General features: G+C 72.7%; 15 protein-coding genes. 9 read left to right on the forward strand and 6 right to left on the reverse strand.

Annotated features, from left to right (window positions below):
• Nucleotides 1–159 precede the first annotated feature (159 nt).
• Together ACZ56U_RS18355 and ACZ56U_RS18360 are read left to right on the forward strand one after the other, a co-directional pair.
• Entirely contained in the window at nucleotides 160–669 is a 510-nt protein-coding gene (locus tag ACZ56U_RS18355) for a flavin reductase family protein (RefSeq protein WP_469085066.1), read from the forward strand.
• Nucleotides 670–691: 22 nt separating this feature from the next.
• Nucleotides 692–1,150 carry a GNAT family N-acetyltransferase gene (locus ACZ56U_RS18360; protein WP_469085018.1) on the forward strand — a complete coding sequence of 153 codons (459 nt, stop codon included), beginning with the start codon at nucleotides 692–694 and terminating at the stop codon, nucleotides 1,148–1,150.
• 37 nt (nucleotides 1,151–1,187) lie between these two features.
• Here the strand turns inward: ACZ56U_RS18360 and ACZ56U_RS18365 are convergent, their stop codons facing one another.
• Nucleotides 1,188–2,027 (reverse strand): sigma-70 family RNA polymerase sigma factor, encoded by an 840-nt coding sequence (locus ACZ56U_RS18365; protein WP_469085019.1) that lies wholly within the window; start codon nucleotides 2,025–2,027, stop codon nucleotides 1,188–1,190.
• A 102-nt stretch (nucleotides 2,028–2,129) separates the two neighbouring features.
• Entirely contained in the window at nucleotides 2,130–2,567 is a 438-nt protein-coding gene (gene arfB / locus ACZ56U_RS18370) for an alternative ribosome rescue aminoacyl-tRNA hydrolase ArfB (protein ID WP_469085067.1), read from the reverse strand.
• A gap of 190 nt (nucleotides 2,568–2,757) precedes the next feature.
• On the opposite strand from arfB, the gene ACZ56U_RS18375 reads away from it, so the two are divergent.
• Nucleotides 2,758–3,333, forward strand: coding sequence for a TerD family protein (locus tag ACZ56U_RS18375; protein WP_469085020.1), 576 nt, complete (start codon nucleotides 2,758–2,760; stop codon nucleotides 3,331–3,333).
• 99 nt (nucleotides 3,334–3,432) lie between these two features.
• Nucleotides 3,433–4,383, forward strand: coding sequence for a GNAT family N-acetyltransferase (locus tag ACZ56U_RS18380; RefSeq protein WP_469085021.1), 951 nt, complete (start codon nucleotides 3,433–3,435; stop codon nucleotides 4,381–4,383).
• A 39-nt stretch (nucleotides 4,384–4,422) separates the two neighbouring features.
• On the opposite strand, the gene ACZ56U_RS18385 is transcribed toward ACZ56U_RS18380, so the two are convergent.
• On the reverse strand, nucleotides 4,423–5,853 hold the full coding sequence (locus ACZ56U_RS18385) for a M1 family metallopeptidase (RefSeq protein ID WP_469085022.1): 1,431 nt from the start codon (nucleotides 5,851–5,853) through the stop codon (nucleotides 4,423–4,425).
• Nucleotides 5,854–6,184: 331 nt separating this feature from the next.
• Here ACZ56U_RS18385 and ACZ56U_RS18390 point away from each other — a divergent pair, with 331 nt between their 5' ends.
• Nucleotides 6,185–6,685, forward strand: coding sequence for a hypothetical protein (locus tag ACZ56U_RS18390; protein WP_469085023.1), 501 nt, complete (start codon nucleotides 6,185–6,187; stop codon nucleotides 6,683–6,685).
• A 34-nt stretch (nucleotides 6,686–6,719) separates the two neighbouring features.
• On the opposite strand, the gene ACZ56U_RS18395 is transcribed toward ACZ56U_RS18390, so the two are convergent.
• Nucleotides 6,720–7,361 (reverse strand): hypothetical protein, encoded by a 642-nt coding sequence (locus tag ACZ56U_RS18395; RefSeq protein ID WP_469085024.1) that lies wholly within the window; start codon nucleotides 7,359–7,361, stop codon nucleotides 6,720–6,722.
• A 4-nt stretch (nucleotides 7,362–7,365) separates the two neighbouring features.
• Nucleotides 7,366–8,052: a pentapeptide repeat-containing protein gene (locus ACZ56U_RS18400; protein ID WP_469085025.1), complete on the reverse strand. Its 687-nt coding sequence runs from the start codon at nucleotides 8,050–8,052 to the stop codon at nucleotides 7,366–7,368.
• 107 nt (nucleotides 8,053–8,159) lie between these two features.
• On the opposite strand from ACZ56U_RS18400, the gene ACZ56U_RS18405 reads away from it, so the two are divergent.
• A complete protein-coding gene (locus ACZ56U_RS18405) occupies nucleotides 8,160–9,143 on the forward strand; it encodes a zinc-binding dehydrogenase (protein ID WP_469085026.1) in 984 nt (327 codons plus the stop codon).
• A gap of 38 nt (nucleotides 9,144–9,181) precedes the next feature.
• On the opposite strand, the gene ACZ56U_RS18410 is transcribed toward ACZ56U_RS18405, so the two are convergent.
• Nucleotides 9,182–10,078 (reverse strand): aminoglycoside phosphotransferase family protein, encoded by an 897-nt coding sequence (locus tag ACZ56U_RS18410; protein ID WP_469085027.1) that lies wholly within the window; start codon nucleotides 10,076–10,078, stop codon nucleotides 9,182–9,184.
• A 33-nt stretch (nucleotides 10,079–10,111) separates the two neighbouring features.
• Here ACZ56U_RS18410 and ACZ56U_RS18415 point away from each other — a divergent pair, with 33 nt between their 5' ends.
• The 3 genes from ACZ56U_RS18415 (at nucleotide 10,112) to ACZ56U_RS18425 (ending at nucleotide 15,530) form a co-directional block, all read left to right on the forward strand.
• Nucleotides 10,112–10,765, forward strand: a complete 654-nt coding sequence (locus ACZ56U_RS18415; RefSeq protein WP_469085028.1) for a rhomboid-like protein — start codon at nucleotides 10,112–10,114, stop codon at nucleotides 10,763–10,765.
• Between the two features lie 10 nt (nucleotides 10,766–10,775).
• The gene (locus tag ACZ56U_RS18420) at nucleotides 10,776–12,182 is read left to right on the forward strand and encodes an NAD(P)/FAD-dependent oxidoreductase (protein ID WP_469085029.1); all 1,407 of its coding nucleotides are present in this window, start codon (nucleotides 10,776–10,778) and stop codon (nucleotides 12,180–12,182) included.
• 102 nt (nucleotides 12,183–12,284) lie between these two features.
• Complete coding sequence (locus tag ACZ56U_RS18425) at nucleotides 12,285–15,530, forward strand: Tat pathway signal protein (RefSeq protein ID WP_469085030.1); 3,246 nt, start codon at nucleotides 12,285–12,287, stop codon at nucleotides 15,528–15,530.
• Nucleotides 15,531–15,560: the final 30 nt, after the last annotated feature.

Consider the following 15,560-nt stretch of genomic DNA (forward strand, 5'->3'; position numbering starts at 1 on the left):
GGGTGTTTGTGGAGGCCCTGGTCACAGGTACTCCGGCGGTCCTAGGACCGGGCTCGGGCGGAGGTCCGATGCGCACCGGACCGGGCGGACACTAGCGTTCCCGACGTGCCGAACACTTCCCCGATCACCGCTCCGCCCGCCGACGGGCATCCTGTGGGGGTGAGCAACGACGAGTTCCGCGCCGCCATGTCCCGGCTGGCCGCGGGTGTGGTCCTGGTGACCGCCTACGAGGCCCCGCTCGGCCCCGACGGCCCCAAGGGCGAGGACGTCGGCATGACCGCCACCGCGTTCATGTCGGTCTCCCTCGACCCGCCGTTGGTGCTGGTCAGCCTGCGCGACGGCTCCCGCATGGACGACCTCCTCGACGAACAGCCCCTGTGGGCCGTCTCGGTCCTCTCCGAGAGCCAACGCCACATCGCCGGCCGCTTCGCCATGAAGGGCCGCATCAGCGACCGCCTGCTGTTCGAGGACATCCCCTACGTCCGCGGCGACGCCACCGGCGCCCTCCTGGTCGGCGGCGCCCTCGCCACCCTGGAGTGCCGCACGGAACAGCGGGTGCGGGCCGGCGACCACACCCTGGTCATCGGGCGGGTCCTGACGGCGGGCCTCCCCAGCGCGGACGGCGGTCCGCTGGCCTACTTCCGGGGCCGGTACCGGCAGTTGGGGTGACGGCAGGGCTTAGGGTGCGCGCATGACGATCCGTCTTGAGGAGATCACCTCCCGTAATCTCGAAGCGGCCCTGGGAATACGGGTGCGCCCCGAGCAGGAATTCGCAGTCGCACCCGTGGTGAAATCCCTCGCCGAGGCCTACGCGCATCCCGGCACCGCCTGGCCGCGCCTGATCGTCGACGACGACCGGGCGGTCGGCTTCCTGATGGCCTTCCTCGACATCGACTGGCGCGAGGACGGCACCCTGTTCCGCTCCGGGCTGTGGCGGCTGAACATCGCCGCCGACGAACAGGGCCGCGGATACGGCCGCTTCGCGGTCGGCGCGGTCGCCGCCGAGATCCGCCGCCGGGGCGGCAAGGAGCTGTACGTCAGCTGGCACCCCGGCGAACACGGCCCCCAGGACTTCTACCTCGGCCTCGGCTTCCGCCCCAACGGCGAGGTAGAGGAGGGCGAGGTCGTGGCCGTCCTCGACCTCGCCTAGTCGCGACGGCCACGGCGCCTGGGGCCTGTTGCGAGCCCTAGAGCAGCTCGACGTCGAGCCCCGCCACGCGCGCGGGGTCGGTCACGACGTCGATGACGGCGATCCGCTCCCGTACGAACGTGAACGTCAGCGCCCGCTCCACCCGCCCCTCGGACAGCACCACCAGCCCGGTGGCCCCGTCGACCAGCGCGGGCCGCGCGACGAGCGCGAGGTGCGCGAAGCTCGTCGCACCCTTCGCCACCGCGAGCGCGCCCGCGGTGACCCCGGCCTCGGCGCGCGCCACGACGTCCGGGTCGAGCACGGCCACCAGCGCCTCGAAGTCGCCCCCGCGCGCGGCGGCCAGGAAGGCGTCGACGACCTCCCGCTGCCGGGCCAGGTCCGCCTCGGGCTCCGGGGCACCCCGCACCCGGCGCCGGGCCCGGCTGGCGAGCTGCCGCGCTGCGGTCGGCGTACGGCCCACGATGTCGGCGATGTCCTCGAAGGGCACCGCGAACAGGTCGTGCAGCACGAACGCCAGCCGCTCGGCGGGCGTCAGCGTCTCGAGGACGACGAGCAGCGCGACACCGACCGAGTCGGCGAGCAGCGCGTCCTGCTCCGGACCGGGCACCACGCCCGGCACCGGCACGTCCGGCTCCAGCGGCTGCTCGGCCCGCGAGGTGCGGGAGCGCAGCATGTCGAGACACACCCGCCCCACGACCGTCGTCAGCCATCCCCCGAGGTTCGCCACCTGCTCCGGATCGGAACGGCTCAGCCGGACCCACGCCTCCTGCACCGCGTCGTCCGCCTCCGCGGCCGACCCGAGCATCCGGTAGGCGACCGCGGTCAGATGCCGCCGGTGCTCCTCGAACCGCTCGGCAAGAAAGTCGTTCTCGCTCATCCGACGTCACAGCCTCTCGTCATGGGGTCGGTGACATGACGGATCGGACGACGCTGATGTGACAGGGCCCGCGCCCGGGAACCGCCCGGCTCCCGGCCCCGGTCAGCCCCAGTCGCGGCCCGAGCGGCCCCGCTTGGTGTCGGCGCGCTGCTTCTTCTCGCGCAGCCGGCGTTCGTTGATGCCGCGCGGGATCCGCGTGGGCTTGCGGGGCTTGGGCGGCGGGGCGGTGGCCTCGGCGAGCAGGGCGGCCAGGCGTACCGCGGCGGTCTCCCGGTTGCGCCACTGGGAACGGTGTTCCGAGGCGCGGACCGTCAGGACGCCGTCGACGAGGCGGCCGGCCAGGCGCTCCAGGGCGCGCTGCTTCCACACCTCGGGCAGAGCCTCCGTGCCGGCCAGGTCGAAACGGAGCTCCACCTGCGAGTCGCTGGTGTTGACGTGCTGCCCGCCGGGCCCCGAGGAGCGCGAGAAACGCCACATGAGCTCGGCCTCCGGGAGGGAGACGGAGCCGCGGATGACGTGGGGACCGGACATGCCCCCTATGGTCGCGCGACTGACCCGCACACGTCACGCGAATATCCCCGGCCAACGGCTCGGTAAAGAAAGTGCTCGGTAAAGAAAGTAAAGACACCTGGAACCTTCGGTACCCCTCACGGCGTTCATGGGGGTAGATGTAGCTTCGAGCCCGTACCGCCTGTGCGTGCACTGCATAACGAGGGAAGGAATCCCAACCATGGCTGTAAGCCTGTCCAAGGGTGGCAACGTCTCGCTGACCAAGGAGGCCCCGGGCCTGACCGCCGTCACCGTGGGCCTGGGCTGGGACGTCCGCACCACCACCGGCACGGACTTCGACCTCGACGCCTCGGCGATCGCGGTCAACCCGGAGGGCAAGGTGTACTCCGACGGCCACTTCGTGTTCTTCAACAACAAGCAGACCCCGGACCAGACCATCGTCCACACCGGTGACAACCGCACCGGCGAGGGCGCCGGCGACGACGAGGCGATCAACGTCAACCTGGCCGGCCTCCCCGCCGACGTCGAGAAGATCGTCTTCCCGGTCTCGATCTACGACGCCGAGAACCGCTCGCAGAACTTCGGCCAGGTCCGCAACGCCTACATCCGCATCGTCAACCAGGCCGGCGGCGCCGAGATCGCGCGCTACGACCTGTCCGAGGACGCCGCCACCGAGACCGCCATGGTCTTCGGCGAGCTCTACCGCAACGGCGCCGAGTGGAAGTTCCGCGCCGTCGGCCAGGGCTACGCCTCCGGCCTGGTGGGCATCGCCCAGGACTTCGGCGTCAGCGTCTGACCCACCCGACGGCCGCTCGGCCGCCACGCTGTACGGGGACCCCCGGTTTCGGCCGGGGGTTCCGGCATCGCCGGGCCTGACGGGGATACGTTGCCCCGCATGATCCTCGCCCCCGTCCCCCTCACCCCCGACCACGACATCCCGGCCCCGGTCCTCACCGAACTCACCGCGCTGTACGCGGCCCACCGTGACTTCCACGCCCTCAGCGGCGACTTCCCGGACCCGGACGACGTGCGCCCCGAGCAGGTGGCGGCCGCGCTCGCCGACGACCTCGCCGACCCGGACGCCGAGGTGCTGCTCGCCCGCAGCGAGGGACGGCTCGTCGGGATCGTCGTCACGCTCGCCCACCACCCCGACCCGGCCGACCCCGACCCGTGGATCGGCCTGCTGATGGTGGCCGCGGACAGGCAGCGGCGCGGGTACGGGCGCCGGTTGGCCGGCCTCGTCGAGGACCACTTCCGCAAGGCCGGCCGCGACGCCGTACGTCTCGCCGTCCTCGACGCCAACCCCCGGGGCCTCGCCTTCTGGACCGCCCTCGGCTACGAGGTCGTCGACCACCGCGACGACCGCGCGCTCGGCCGCCCCTGCGCGGTCCTGCGCAAGCCCCTGCGCACCCCGCGCCGGGCCGCCCGGGCCGTGGTGCTAGACCCCGAGGGCGCGGTGTTCCTCTTCCGGTACGACAACGTCGAGGTCGGCGTCCACTGGGCCCCTCCCGGCGGCGGCCTGGAACCGGACGAGACCCCGCACGAGGGCGTCCTGCGTGAACTGCGCGAGGAGACGGGCTGGACGGACCTGGCGGTCGGACCGCTGCTGTGCACGTGGGAGCACGACTTCACGCACGCCGCCGTCGGCCCCGTCCGCCAGCACGAGCACGTCTACGTCACCCACGGCCCGCGCCGCGAACCCACCGGCCCCCACCTCGCCGCCGCCCATGCCGAGGACGGCATCCTCAGCTGGCGCTGGTGGACCCGGCGGGAACTCGGACAGGCGCCCGAGGCGATGTGGCCGCCCGACCTCGCACAGCGCCTCGACGCGTACGACGGGCACTGATCGCGGGACAGCGGGTCAGCGGGTCAGCGGGTCAGCGGGTCAGCGGTGCGCCGGCTTCCCCTCCCCGTACAGCCAGTCCGCCCAGATTCCGTCGAAGTCCTCGCCCGGCGCCCGCCGCTCCACAAACGCGGTGAAGTCCCCGGTGTCCGCGTTGCCGTGCCGGTGGGCGGCGGTCCAGCCCTGGACGATGTCGTAGAAGGCGTCGTCGCCGACGGTCTGCCGGATCTTGTGGACGACCATCGCGGCGCGCTGGTAGACCGGGCCCTCGTCGGAGATGTGCGCGGCGCTCGTGGGCTTCGCCGGCGGGAAGGCCCAGAGGTCCTCGAAGCGGTCCTCGCCGTGGTCGTAGAGCGCGTCGAAGGTCTCCTCGGCGCTGTCGCCGCCCTCGTCCTCCTCCCACAGCCACTCCGCGTACGTCGCGAAGCCCTCGTTCAGCCACATGTCCCGCCAGGTCCGCGGTGTCACGGAGTCCCCGAACCACTGGTGCGCGAGCTCGTGGACGAGCAAAGCGGTGTCCGGGGCGCCGGGGAAGAAGGGGCGGTTCTGCGTCTCCAGCGCGTACCCGGCGTCGGCCTCGCCGCCGACGATCGCGCCGGTGGAGGCGAAGGGGTACGGGCCGAAGTTCACCTCCGCCCACCGAAGGGCCTCCGGCAGCCGCGCCAGGACCTCCTCGCTCGCCTCCTCCTGCCCCGCGGCGACGGCCGTGTACACCGGCAGGTCACCGGCGGTGGAGCGGCTCACCTCGTAGTCGCCGACCGCGAGCGTGACGGCATGGCTCGCCATCGGCTCGGCGGTGCGCCAGGTGAACGTCGTGCGGCCGTCGCGGGTCGTCCTCCGCGCCAACTCCCCGTTGGACACGGCCTCCAGTCCCTCCGGCACGGTCACCGTGACGTCGTACGACGCCTTGTCGCAGGGGTGGTGGCTGCCGGGGAACCACGCCATCGAGCCGGTCGGTTCGCCGAGCCCGACCGCGCCGTCCTCGGTGGGCAGCCAGCCCTCCTCGGAGCCGTCGGGGTCCGTGATCGTCCGCGGGGTGCCGGAGTAGCGGACCCGCACCTCGAAGGTCTCGCCCTTCTCCAGGCCACCGTCCGGACGCACGGTCAGCTCCTGCCCCTCGCGCTCCCAACGGGCCGTGCGTCCCTCGACGGTGACCTCGGCGACGTCCATCCCCTTCAGGTCCAGGTCGAAGGCGGACAGGTCCCCGGTGGCGCGGGCGGTGACGGTCGCCGTCCCGGACAGGTGCTCCGCGTCGGGGTCGTAGGACAGCCGCAGCGCGTAGTGGGAGACGTCGAAGCCACCGTTGCCCGCCTCCGGGAAGTAAGGGTCACCCACCCCGGCCCCGCCGGGCGCACCCCGCGTCCCACTCGCGCCGCACGCCGTGAGCGCCAGGACGAGGACCAGCGCCAGGGCCAGGACCAGGTCCAGGTCCAGGGACGTACGGTCCGGGACAAGGCGTGCGGATCGGGACATGACAGTGATCCTAGGACGCGGGGGTCGCGACACGGTGACACCGTGGGGCGGCCGCCCCGCCGTAAGCCCGTCACGCGCGGGCCGCCGTCCACCACGACACCGTCACGCGCGGCAGGCCGCCCCACCGCGCCCCCGTCACGCGCGGGAGGCCGCCCCACCGTGCCCCCCATCGCGCGCAGACCGCCCCACCCTGAGTCCGTCAGACACGGACCGCCGTCCACCACGACACCGTCACGCGCGGGCCGCCGCCCCACCCTGCCCCCACCGCGCGCGGGCCGCGCGCCCCACCGTGCCCCCGTCTCGGCCACCCCGCCGTGACACCATCACGTACGTGCTCGACATCGGCTACGCCCTCTCCAACCGTTTCCCCGACCCGCCCCAGACGGACTACCGCCGCGCGGACGTCCACGCGCTGCGTCACGACCTGTTCTGCGGCGACGTCTACCTCGCCGACACCAAGGCGGACCGGGAACTGTCCACAGCCTGGGGATGGGTGCCGGTGCTCGACTTCGCGTGGGCGCTGTGCGACATCGCCGAACGCCTCGACCGGGACCCGGCCGGCTCCCGCGCCTCCCGCCCCCAGCACGCGGAACTGGACTTCACCGAGTCCACCGACCGCATGCTCTTCGAGCGCCGCTTCGGCTGGGTCGACATCGAGTCCGACTGGATGCCGGCCGAGGAACCGCCCCTCACCTTCTCCCACGCCGAACTCCGCCGCGAGGCACGGGACTTCCTCCACGACCTGATCGCCGACCTCTGCGACCTCCACGACGACCTCGCCGAGAACCCGGCGATCTGGACCCTCCAGGCCCGCTTCCCCCGCATCCGCTGACAACCGGCTCCGCCCGCCGCCCCCGCCGCCCCGGTCAGCCCGGCAGCGACCCGAACGCCCGCAGCTCCTGCGGCGGCAGCCCCTCGGGCAGATAACCACGGGCGAGAAAGGCGAACCCGGTGCTCAACCGGTGGGCGTCCAGGCCCAGCGCCTCCATCACGTCATGGTGCTGGGCGTCCGCGAAGAGATACCGGCCGTCCTCCGCGTCGTCGGGATCCAGCGGTATGCCCCGCAGCACCGACCCCAGCACGAGCCGGTCCACGGGCCCGGCCGCCAGCGGCAGAAAGGCATCCGGGTCGGCGCCGACCGGGTCGGGGCAGGCGGGGCCGACGCCCACCGCCCCGCCGTTCGCGCGCGCCTGCCCCGTCTCGACGTACCCGGGACACGAGTCGAAGCGGTGCCGCTCCTCCCCCTCCACGAACACCCGCAGGTCCAGCACAACCGAGTCATGGACGTACGCGCTCAGCGTCGCCGCGCCCAGCAGCACACTCAGCGGTCCGGCCAGCTCGATCGCGTCGCGCTCCGGCTCCGGCGGGAAGATCGCCGTGTGCAGGGGCCCCACCGGCATCGCGTACCCCCGCAGCGCCACACCGCCCGCCCGCACCGCGCCCGCGAGCAGCGGCACGACCTCGGCGCACTCCCGCGCGACCAGGACGTTGCCGTAGAAAGCCCCCACCCCGTCAGCCCTCCACCCGGATCCCCAACTGCCCCGCCAGCACCGGCGCCAGATCCAGCAGTTGCGCGGTACTGATCACGGCCCCCGCGAGCCGCTCCACCCCCCGCACGATGTCCAGCTCCGCCGCGCCCCGCAGATCCACGTCCCTGAGCGTCGCCCCGGTGAGGTCCGCGCTGCGCAGGGCGCAGTCCACGAACTCCACCCGCTCCAGCCGGGCCCCGCCGAAGTCCGGCTCGGCGAGGACACAGCCCTCGAAGACCACGTCCCGCAGGCGCGCCGAACGCAGGTTCAGATAGTCGATCTTGCCGCCGCGGATCACCACCCGCTCCAGCACCGCCCCGTGCAACTGCACCCCGCCCATCCGGGCGTCGACCAGCTCCACGTCCCGCAGCGTCGCCTCGGACAGGTCCGTGCCCACCCCCCGCACCCCCGAGAGGACCGAGTCCAGCAGGCGCGCGTGGCGCAGCCGCGTCTCGTCCAGCGCGCACCCCGTCAACGCGCAGTCCATGAAACGGGCACCCGAGCCGTCCTGCCCGGCGAAGTCCGCCTCCGTGAACGCCAGCCCGTCATAGTCCCCGTCCGGCTCCAACCCGCCCCCCTCGTACGCCACCAGGGGCGGAAGCCGCACCTCCGGCCGCCGCGCGCCCTTCACCCCGGCCCCGCCCGCTCCACCCACCGCTCTGCTCGCCATGCCCCCATGCTGCACCCCACCACTGACAACGCCACTTGACCTCAATCGCGCTTGAGGTTGAACAGTGGACGGCCTGAGGACAGGACAGTCGACCAGAGGAGTCCTTGATGCGCGCCATCCGCCTGCACGCCTTCGGCCCGGCCGAGAACCTCACCTACGAGGAGGTCGAGGACCCCCGGCCCGGCCCGGGCCAGATCCGCGTCGCCGTGCGGGCGGCCGGCGTCCACCTCCTCGACACCGCCCTGCGCGAGGGCATGCAGGGCCCCCTGCCCGCCCTGCCCGAACTGCCCACCATTCCCGGCCGCGAGGTCGCCGGCACCGTCGAGTCCCTCGGCGAGGGCGTCGGCGCCCACTGGCTGGGCAAGCACGTCGTCGCCCACCTCGGCTTCGCCCCCGGCGGTTACGCCGAACTCGCCGTCACCGACGTCGAGCGCGTCCACGAGATCCCGCCGAACCTGGACTTCGCCCAGGCCGTCGCCATGATCGGAACAGGGCGTACGACCATGGGAATCCTCCAGTTCGCCGACCTCGGCCCCGACTCCGTCGCCGTCGTCCCGGCCGCCGCCGGCGGCATCGGCACCCTCCTCGTGCAGTACGCCAAGAACGCCGGAGCCACCGTCATCGGGCTCGCCGGCGGCCCCGAGAAGGTCGCCCGCGTCGAGGCGAACGGCGCCGACCTCGCCGTCGACTACAAGGACCCCGCCTGGCCCGACAAGGTCCGCGCCCACCTCGGCGGCCGCACCGCCACCGTGGTCTTCGACGGCGTCGGCGGTGACGTGGCCCGCGAAGCCGTCGCCCTCCTCGGCCCCGACGGCAGGCACATCGTCTTCGGCTGGTCCGCGGACGGCCTCAAGGAGGACGGCGACCCCTACCTCGTCGACGGCGTCTCCGAACAGGTCCTCGGCCCCGCGATGATGCAGAAGGCGGGCGGCCCCAACCCCGTCCGCACCCTCGAACTACGCGCCCTCACCGAAGCCGCCACAGGCCGCCTCACCCCCGCGGTCCACCGCTTCCCCCTCGCCGACGCGGCAACGGCACACCGGGCCCTGCAAACACGCGGGACCACGGGAAAGGTCATCCTCGAACCCTGACACCCACCCGGCGCCCGACCCGGCCGACGCCCCCTCCGTCAGCCGGTCCAGCGGCTGTCCCTCAGCTGCCGGGCGATCTCCAGTTGCTCCGGCTCCAGCGGGCGCCCGTCCTCGATCTCCCACAGGCAGTTCTGGAGCACCCGTCCCAGCGTCCACGCACGCGCGCGTGCCCGGTCCAGGGCCATCACGCCGGTCATGGCGTCGAAGCGCCGGAGGATCTCGGCGGCGTCGAAGCGGTTGTCGATCGCGGGGAGCAGGTCGAAGCCGGGGTCGCCGGCGAGGGGCTTGGGGTCGATCGCGAGCCAGGGCGCACGGTCCGCGCCGAGGACGTTGTCGTAGTGGAGGTCCCAGTGGAGCAGCCGGTCGCCGGGCTCGTCCACGACGTCCCGTACGGCCGCCGCGCAGTCGGCGACCAGGGCGCGTGCCTCCGGGTCCGCGATCTGCTCCAGCGCCCACGGCGTCCGCTGAAGCATCGCCGCGGCGATGTCGCCGAGCCCGCGCATGCCCTGTGGCGCCGGTCCCGAGGTGAGGTGGGCCAGGAGGCGGGCGATGACGAGGGCGGCCTCGTGGGCGTCGGGGACGCGGGAGAGCATGCGGGCCGGGTCCAGGCGCTCCAGGAGCATCGTGCCCGTGGTCGCGTCGTGATCCAGGAGGCGTACCGCTCCGTCGCCGTCCCAGACGCGCAGGGCGACCGGTTCACCCTCGCTCTCCTCGTCCAGCAGCTGGAGCTTCAGGACGGCCTCGGTGCCGTCCGCGCGGCGGACGACCGGCAGGACCAGGGCCGTGACCCCGTGCATGGCCGCGCCGTCCTGCCGTAGCCCCCAGCGGTCCAGGAACTCCGCGGCCAGCTGGGGCAGCCCCGCGATGAACCCGCGTCCCGCCTCCCCGTTGAACTTCTCCTGTGCCGCCGCCAGTTCCTCCGGAATGTCGATCACACCTGGAGGCTATCGGCGTGGGTGAATCGGCTCATGCGAATTCCGTGGGGCTTCCACAGGCTGTGGATGTACGTCCGCAGCGCGCCCGGGACGTACATCTGGCTGGCGATCCTGTTCGCCACGACGGTCGCCGTGCACCGTATGTCGCCGGAGTTCGAGGAGGAGTTCCTGCGCCAACGGTCCACGAACATCCACGAGTTGTCGCAGAACCCGGTCCGGGTGCTGATCTCCAGCGCGATGTGGATCGACGGCGGCCACTGGCTGCCGTACGCCGTCCTCTACACCGTCTTCCACGCGCCGGCCGAGCGCTGGCTCGGCACCGCACGCTGGCTCGCGGTCTGCGGGGCCGCGCACGTGCTGGCGACGCTCGTCAGCGAGGGCGCGCTGCTGTGGGGGATCCGGCACGGGATGGCTCCCGAGTCGGCGGTCAACACCCTGGACATCGGGGTCAGTTACGCGCTGGCGGGGGTGGTGGCGGTGCTGGTGTACCGGATTCCGTGGCGGTGGCGGTCCGGGTACGCGTTGGTCGTGCTCGTCGTGTACGGGGTGCCGTTGGTGAGCGGGCGGACCTTCACCGACCTGGGGCACTTCGTCTCCGTCCTGATCGGATTCGGGTGCTGTCCGCTGGTCAGAGGCCGTCCGAGACGACGGGATCCGAAGGAGACAACAGCCGCTTGCCAGGGTTAACGTCCCGGCCATGAGCAGCTCGGAACGCGCTGTCGTGAACGGCGGCATCTCCTTCTGGTACGCGGACGACGGCCTGCCCGCGGTACGCGAGCCCCTCGACGGGGACGCCACCGCGGACGTCGTGATCGTCGGGGGCGGCTATACGGGCCTGTGGACCGCGTACTACCTGAAGAAGGCGGCCCCCTTCCTCAGGATCACCGTCCTGGAACAGAAGTTCTGCGGCTACGGCGCCTCCGGCCGCAACGGCGGCTGGCTCTACAACGGGATCGCCGGACGCGACCGGTACGCGCGCGTGCACGGCCACGAGGCCGCCGTACGCCTCCAGCGGGCCATGAACGACACCGTCGACGAGGTCGTCCGCGCCGCCGGCGAGGAGGGCATCGAGGCCGACATCCACCAGGGCGGGGTCCTGGAAGTGGCCCGTACGCCCGCCCAGTTGGCGCGCCTGAGGGACTTCCACGCGCAGGAGCTGTCGTACGGCGAGAAGGACCGCCGCCTGTACGACGCCCGGGAGACCGCCGAGCGGATCCGCGTCGCCGACGCCGTGGGGTCCTCGTGGACACCGCACGGCGCGCGCGTGCACCCCGTGAAGCTGGTGAAGGGCCTCGCGACGGCGGTCGAGGCGCTGGGGGTGTCGATCCACGAGCAAACGCCGGTGACGGAGATCCGCCCGAAGCACGCGGTCACGCCGTACGGCACCGTCCGCGCGCCCTACGTCCTGCGCTGCACCGAGGGCTTCACCGCGAGCCTCAGGGGGCAGCGGCGTACCTGGCTGCCGATGAACTCGTCGATGGTGGTGACCGAGCCGCTGAGCGAACGGCAGTGGGCGACGGTCGGCTGGGACGGGCGGGAGGCGCTCGGGGACATGGCGCACGCCTACATGTACGCCCAGCGGACCGGCGACGGGCGCATCGCGCTGGGCGGGCGCGGGGTGCCGTACCGCTTCGGGTCGAGGACGGACAACGACGGCCGCACGCAGCAGGCGACGATCGACGCCCTGCGGGACGTCCTCGTGGGCTTCTTCCCGGCGCTGGCCGGAGTGCGGATCGAACACGCCTGGTCGGGAGTGCTGGGAGTACCGCGCGACTGGTGCGCGACGGTCACCCTGGACCGGACCACCGGACTCGGCTGGGCCGGGGGGTACGTCGGTTCGGGCGTCGCGACGACGAACCTGGCCGCGCGGACGCTGCGGGACCTGGTGCTGCTGGACTCGGGGCAGGACGGCAGGACCGAGCTGACCGACCTGCCGTGGGTGGGGCACAAGGTGCGCAAGTGGGAGCCGGAGCCGTTCCGGTGGCTGGGGGTGCAGGGCATGTACGCCATCTACCGGGCCGCGGATCGGCGGGAGGTGGCGTCGAACAGCGCGGGGTCGTCGCGGTTGGCGCGGATCGCGGACCGGATCGCCGGGCGACACTGAGCCGTCGGTCCGAGGGTTTCGGCCGCCTCTGAAAACTCACGGGTTCACTGTCACACCCCTGTGCAAACATCGCCTCAACGACCGATGATCCAGGGGGGATCCATGTCTGACGACGGCTCCTGTCCGCCTACGAGACGGAGACGGACGGCTGTGCTCGCGGCATCGGCCGCTGTCGTCTCGCTGCTGGCGTCCTTGCTGTCCTTGACCGCGGCGAGTCCGGCCGTCGCCGCGGAGGAGTGCGCGCCGCTGGCGCTCGCGCCGTTCGGCGACCCGGGCGGCGCGGTCGGTGAAGCGACCGTCGGGCCCGACGCGAGCGTCTGCTACACCGTCACCGTCACGACACCGGGCCTGTATCTGGCACCGGCGAAGGACGCCTCCGGCAATGCCATGACCAGGCAACTGCTCGCCGACGACGGCAGTGCGGTGGACTGCTACGGCGACGCGTACACCACGCACGACATGTGCAATGTGCCCGCGCCCGGCACCTACACGCTGAAGGTCCTCAACACCGGCTGGACGGACACGACCGCCTCCGTCAGCTTCGTGCCGCTCGGCGGGACCGAGGGCTGCGCCGATCCCGTCGGCACCGGCTGGGACCAGCCGGATCTCATCCGTACGACCGTGAGCCGCGTGCAGGTCGACTGCCAGCCCTTCACGGGCGAGACCGGCGACCGGGTCCGGCTCACGTACGGCTCGAAGACCTACGGCGACTCCCTCGCCTGGATCACCGACGCCACCGGAGCCCGGATCTGCGAGCGGTTCCCGGAGGACGGCGAGGACAGCTGCGTCCTGCCCGGCGACGGCCCCTACCGGGTCATCTCCACGGTCTGGCGTGCGGAGAGCGGCTTCCCCGCCCAGTACGGCGTGAAGGTACGCCGGCTCAACGACCCGCGGGGCTGCACGACCGCCCCGGTCCGCCCGTACGGCGCGCCGGAGCGGCAGGACCTCACCGCCAACCCCTGTTTCACCTTCACCGCGGGCGCTGCGGGCCCGTACACCGTGCACTCGGTGAGCGAGGACCGTGAGGTCGCGGTGGCCCGGGTGTACGACGCGGCCGGACTGAGCGTGTGCCGGTACGGGGCCGATCCGTGCCGGATCAAGGCACCGGGCACCTATACGGCCGTCCTCGACGGCACCTCCCCGTTCCGTGACACGCGCGCCGGGCTGATCGTCCTCGACCGCGCCTCGGACGCCGGATGCGTGGCGACCGGGACCGGTCTGCACCAGGGCGAGTTGAGCGCGGTCGGGCAGTACGACTGCCTGACGCTGGACGTCCCGCGGGGGGCGCGTGTCGCCGCGCTCACCTCGCTCTCCTCGGCCGGGCTGACGCCCGAGGTGGAGGTCCTGGACCGTACCGGTACCGCCCAGTGCGACGAGTCCGCGCTGCGCGGCGGCGACTGCGCACTCACCGGCGAGGCCCCCTACCGGGCCCTCGTGCACACCGAGGACAGCGGGGACTCCGCCACGGGCCCGTACGCGGTGGCCTTCCACCGCACCGACGTCGCGGAGGGCTGCCCCGTGCTGCCCGCCGGCAGCTTCGGTGCGGGTGGCGCGCAGGCCACGCTGACCACCGGCGGCGGCGTCTTCTCCCACTGCCTGGGCATCCCGGCGGACGCCCACTCGGCGGCCGAGGTCCTCCAGCTGGTCGCCACCTCCGGGACGGCGTCCGCCGCGTTCTCGGTGGTCGACTCCGACGGCAAGCGGGTCTGCGAGCGCTACGCCACCACCAACGGCTGGGTCCTGTGCTCCCTGACCCCCGGCAAGACCCACACCGTGCTGGTCACCGGCCGGAACGAGACCGCCACGTACTCCCTGACCCGACGCGACGTCACCGCGAGCGCCTCCTCGGCGGGCTGCGTGAAGACCGCGGCGGCCAAGGTCGGCGGCTCCTCCGTGCGCAGCGGCTACGCCGGTCCCGGCACGCTGAACTGCCACCAGGTCACCACCGCGGCGGCCGGCGACGTCGTGCACGTCAACGTGCGGGACGCCCTCGGCACCGCCAACAGCGCGGTCGTCGGCGGGGACGGCCGGATGGAGTGCGCCTTCCGCAACACCTCCTGCGCGGTCACCGGGTCCACCACCCACCAGGTCCTCGTGCAGACGCCCGTCACGCTGAAGGCGGCGCCCGAGTACCGCCTGGACGCCCTGCGGATCGCGACCGCCGAAGGTCCCGCGCCGGAGTGCGCCAAGGTGCCGTCGGTGGCGTACGGGTACGGGCCGGTCACCGGCACCCTGGACGAGTCCCGCACCGCGGTGTGCGCGGCGCTGCCGACCGCCGGGTTCGACCGCTTCGAGACCGCCATCAAGGACACCACCGGCGCCACCGCCACGGCGGTCCCGGTGCTGTACAACACGTCCACCTGGGCCAACGGCTGCACGCACTACATCCCGGAGGGCTACGACTGCGACGTGCTGGGCTCCTCCTCGAAGAGCACCCCGACGGTGTTCCTGCTGGGCCTGCCCGAGAAGGCGAGCAGCACCGCCTACAGTGCCGAGCTGACCTGTACGTCCCCGGTGTGCGGCACGGAGGAGACGGCCGTCACCGCTGTCAGCCCCGACACCGGCACGGCCGGCGGCAAGGTGAGGCTGACGGTCACCGGTACCGCGCTGGGCCCGGACGTCACCGTACGGCTCAGCCAGTCCGGGCGGACCCTGACGGCGGCGGCCGACTCTGTCTCCGCGGACAACCGGACGGTGACCGCGACGCTCGACCTGACCGGCACGGCCACCGGCACCTGGAACGTGAGCGTGCTCACGCGCGGCTGGGAGTTCCCGCGCGGGAGCTTCACCGTCACCCCGGGCACCCTGGAGAACACGGCCGCCCCCAAGGTGACCGGCACGGCCAAGGTGGGCGCCAAGGTCACGGCAGCGCCGGGGAGCTGGTCGGCGACCCCGTCCTCGTACACGTACCAGTGGAAGACGGACGGCAAGCCGATCTCCGGCGCGACGGCGAAGACGTACACCCTGCCCGCCTCGGTGGTCGGCAAGAAGCTGACCGTGACCGTGACCGCGGTCAAGGAGGGCTGGCAGAGCGGGACGGCCGGCTCGGGCGCGGTGACCGTGGCCAAGGGGGACGCACCCCAGGCGAGCAAGCTGCCGGTGATCAGCGGGACCGCGCAGGTCGGCAGGACGCTGAAGGCGACCCAGGGCACCTGGAGCCCGGCGCCGACCACGTACTCCTACCAGTGGTACGCGAACGGCACGAAGATCAGCGGCGCCACCCGGTCCTCGCTCGTGCTGAAGTCGGCACAGCAGGGCAAGAAGATCACCGTGAAGGTGATCGCGCACCGGACCGGCCACAAGGACGGGACGGCGGTGAGCAAGGCGACCAAGGCGGTGGCGAAGTAGGCCGTCGAGTCGCTGTCGACAACGACGGAA

Source organism: Streptomyces sp. NPDC034103, assembly GCF_055575395.1.

Excerpts from the sequence above, each read along its gene's own strand:
- ACZ56U_RS18380 (WP_469085021.1), top strand. The coding sequence starts at position 3,433 with ATGATCCTCGCCCCCGTCCCCCTCACCCCCGACCACGACATCCCGGCC.
- ACZ56U_RS18365 (WP_469085019.1), bottom strand. The coding sequence starts at position 2,027 with ATGAGCGAGAACGACTTTCTTGCCGAGCGGTTCGAGGAGCACCGGCGG.
- ACZ56U_RS18420 (WP_469085029.1), top strand. The coding sequence starts at position 10,776 with ATGAGCAGCTCGGAACGCGCTGTCGTGAACGGCGGCATCTCCTTCTGG.
- ACZ56U_RS18405 (WP_469085026.1), top strand. The coding sequence starts at position 8,160 with ATGCGCGCCATCCGCCTGCACGCCTTCGGCCCGGCCGAGAACCTCACC.
- ACZ56U_RS18375 (WP_469085020.1), top strand. The coding sequence starts at position 2,758 with ATGGCTGTAAGCCTGTCCAAGGGTGGCAACGTCTCGCTGACCAAGGAG.
- ACZ56U_RS18360 (WP_469085018.1), top strand. The coding sequence starts at position 692 with ATGACGATCCGTCTTGAGGAGATCACCTCCCGTAATCTCGAAGCGGCC.
- ACZ56U_RS18415 (WP_469085028.1), top strand. The coding sequence starts at position 10,112 with ATGCGAATTCCGTGGGGCTTCCACAGGCTGTGGATGTACGTCCGCAGC.
- ACZ56U_RS18425 (WP_469085030.1), top strand. The coding sequence starts at position 12,285 with ATGTCTGACGACGGCTCCTGTCCGCCTACGAGACGGAGACGGACGGCT.
- ACZ56U_RS18400 (WP_469085025.1), bottom strand. The coding sequence starts at position 8,052 with ATGGCGAGCAGAGCGGTGGGTGGAGCGGGCGGGGCCGGGGTGAAGGGC.
- ACZ56U_RS18385 (WP_469085022.1), bottom strand. The coding sequence starts at position 5,853 with ATGTCCCGATCCGCACGCCTTGTCCCGGACCGTACGTCCCTGGACCTG.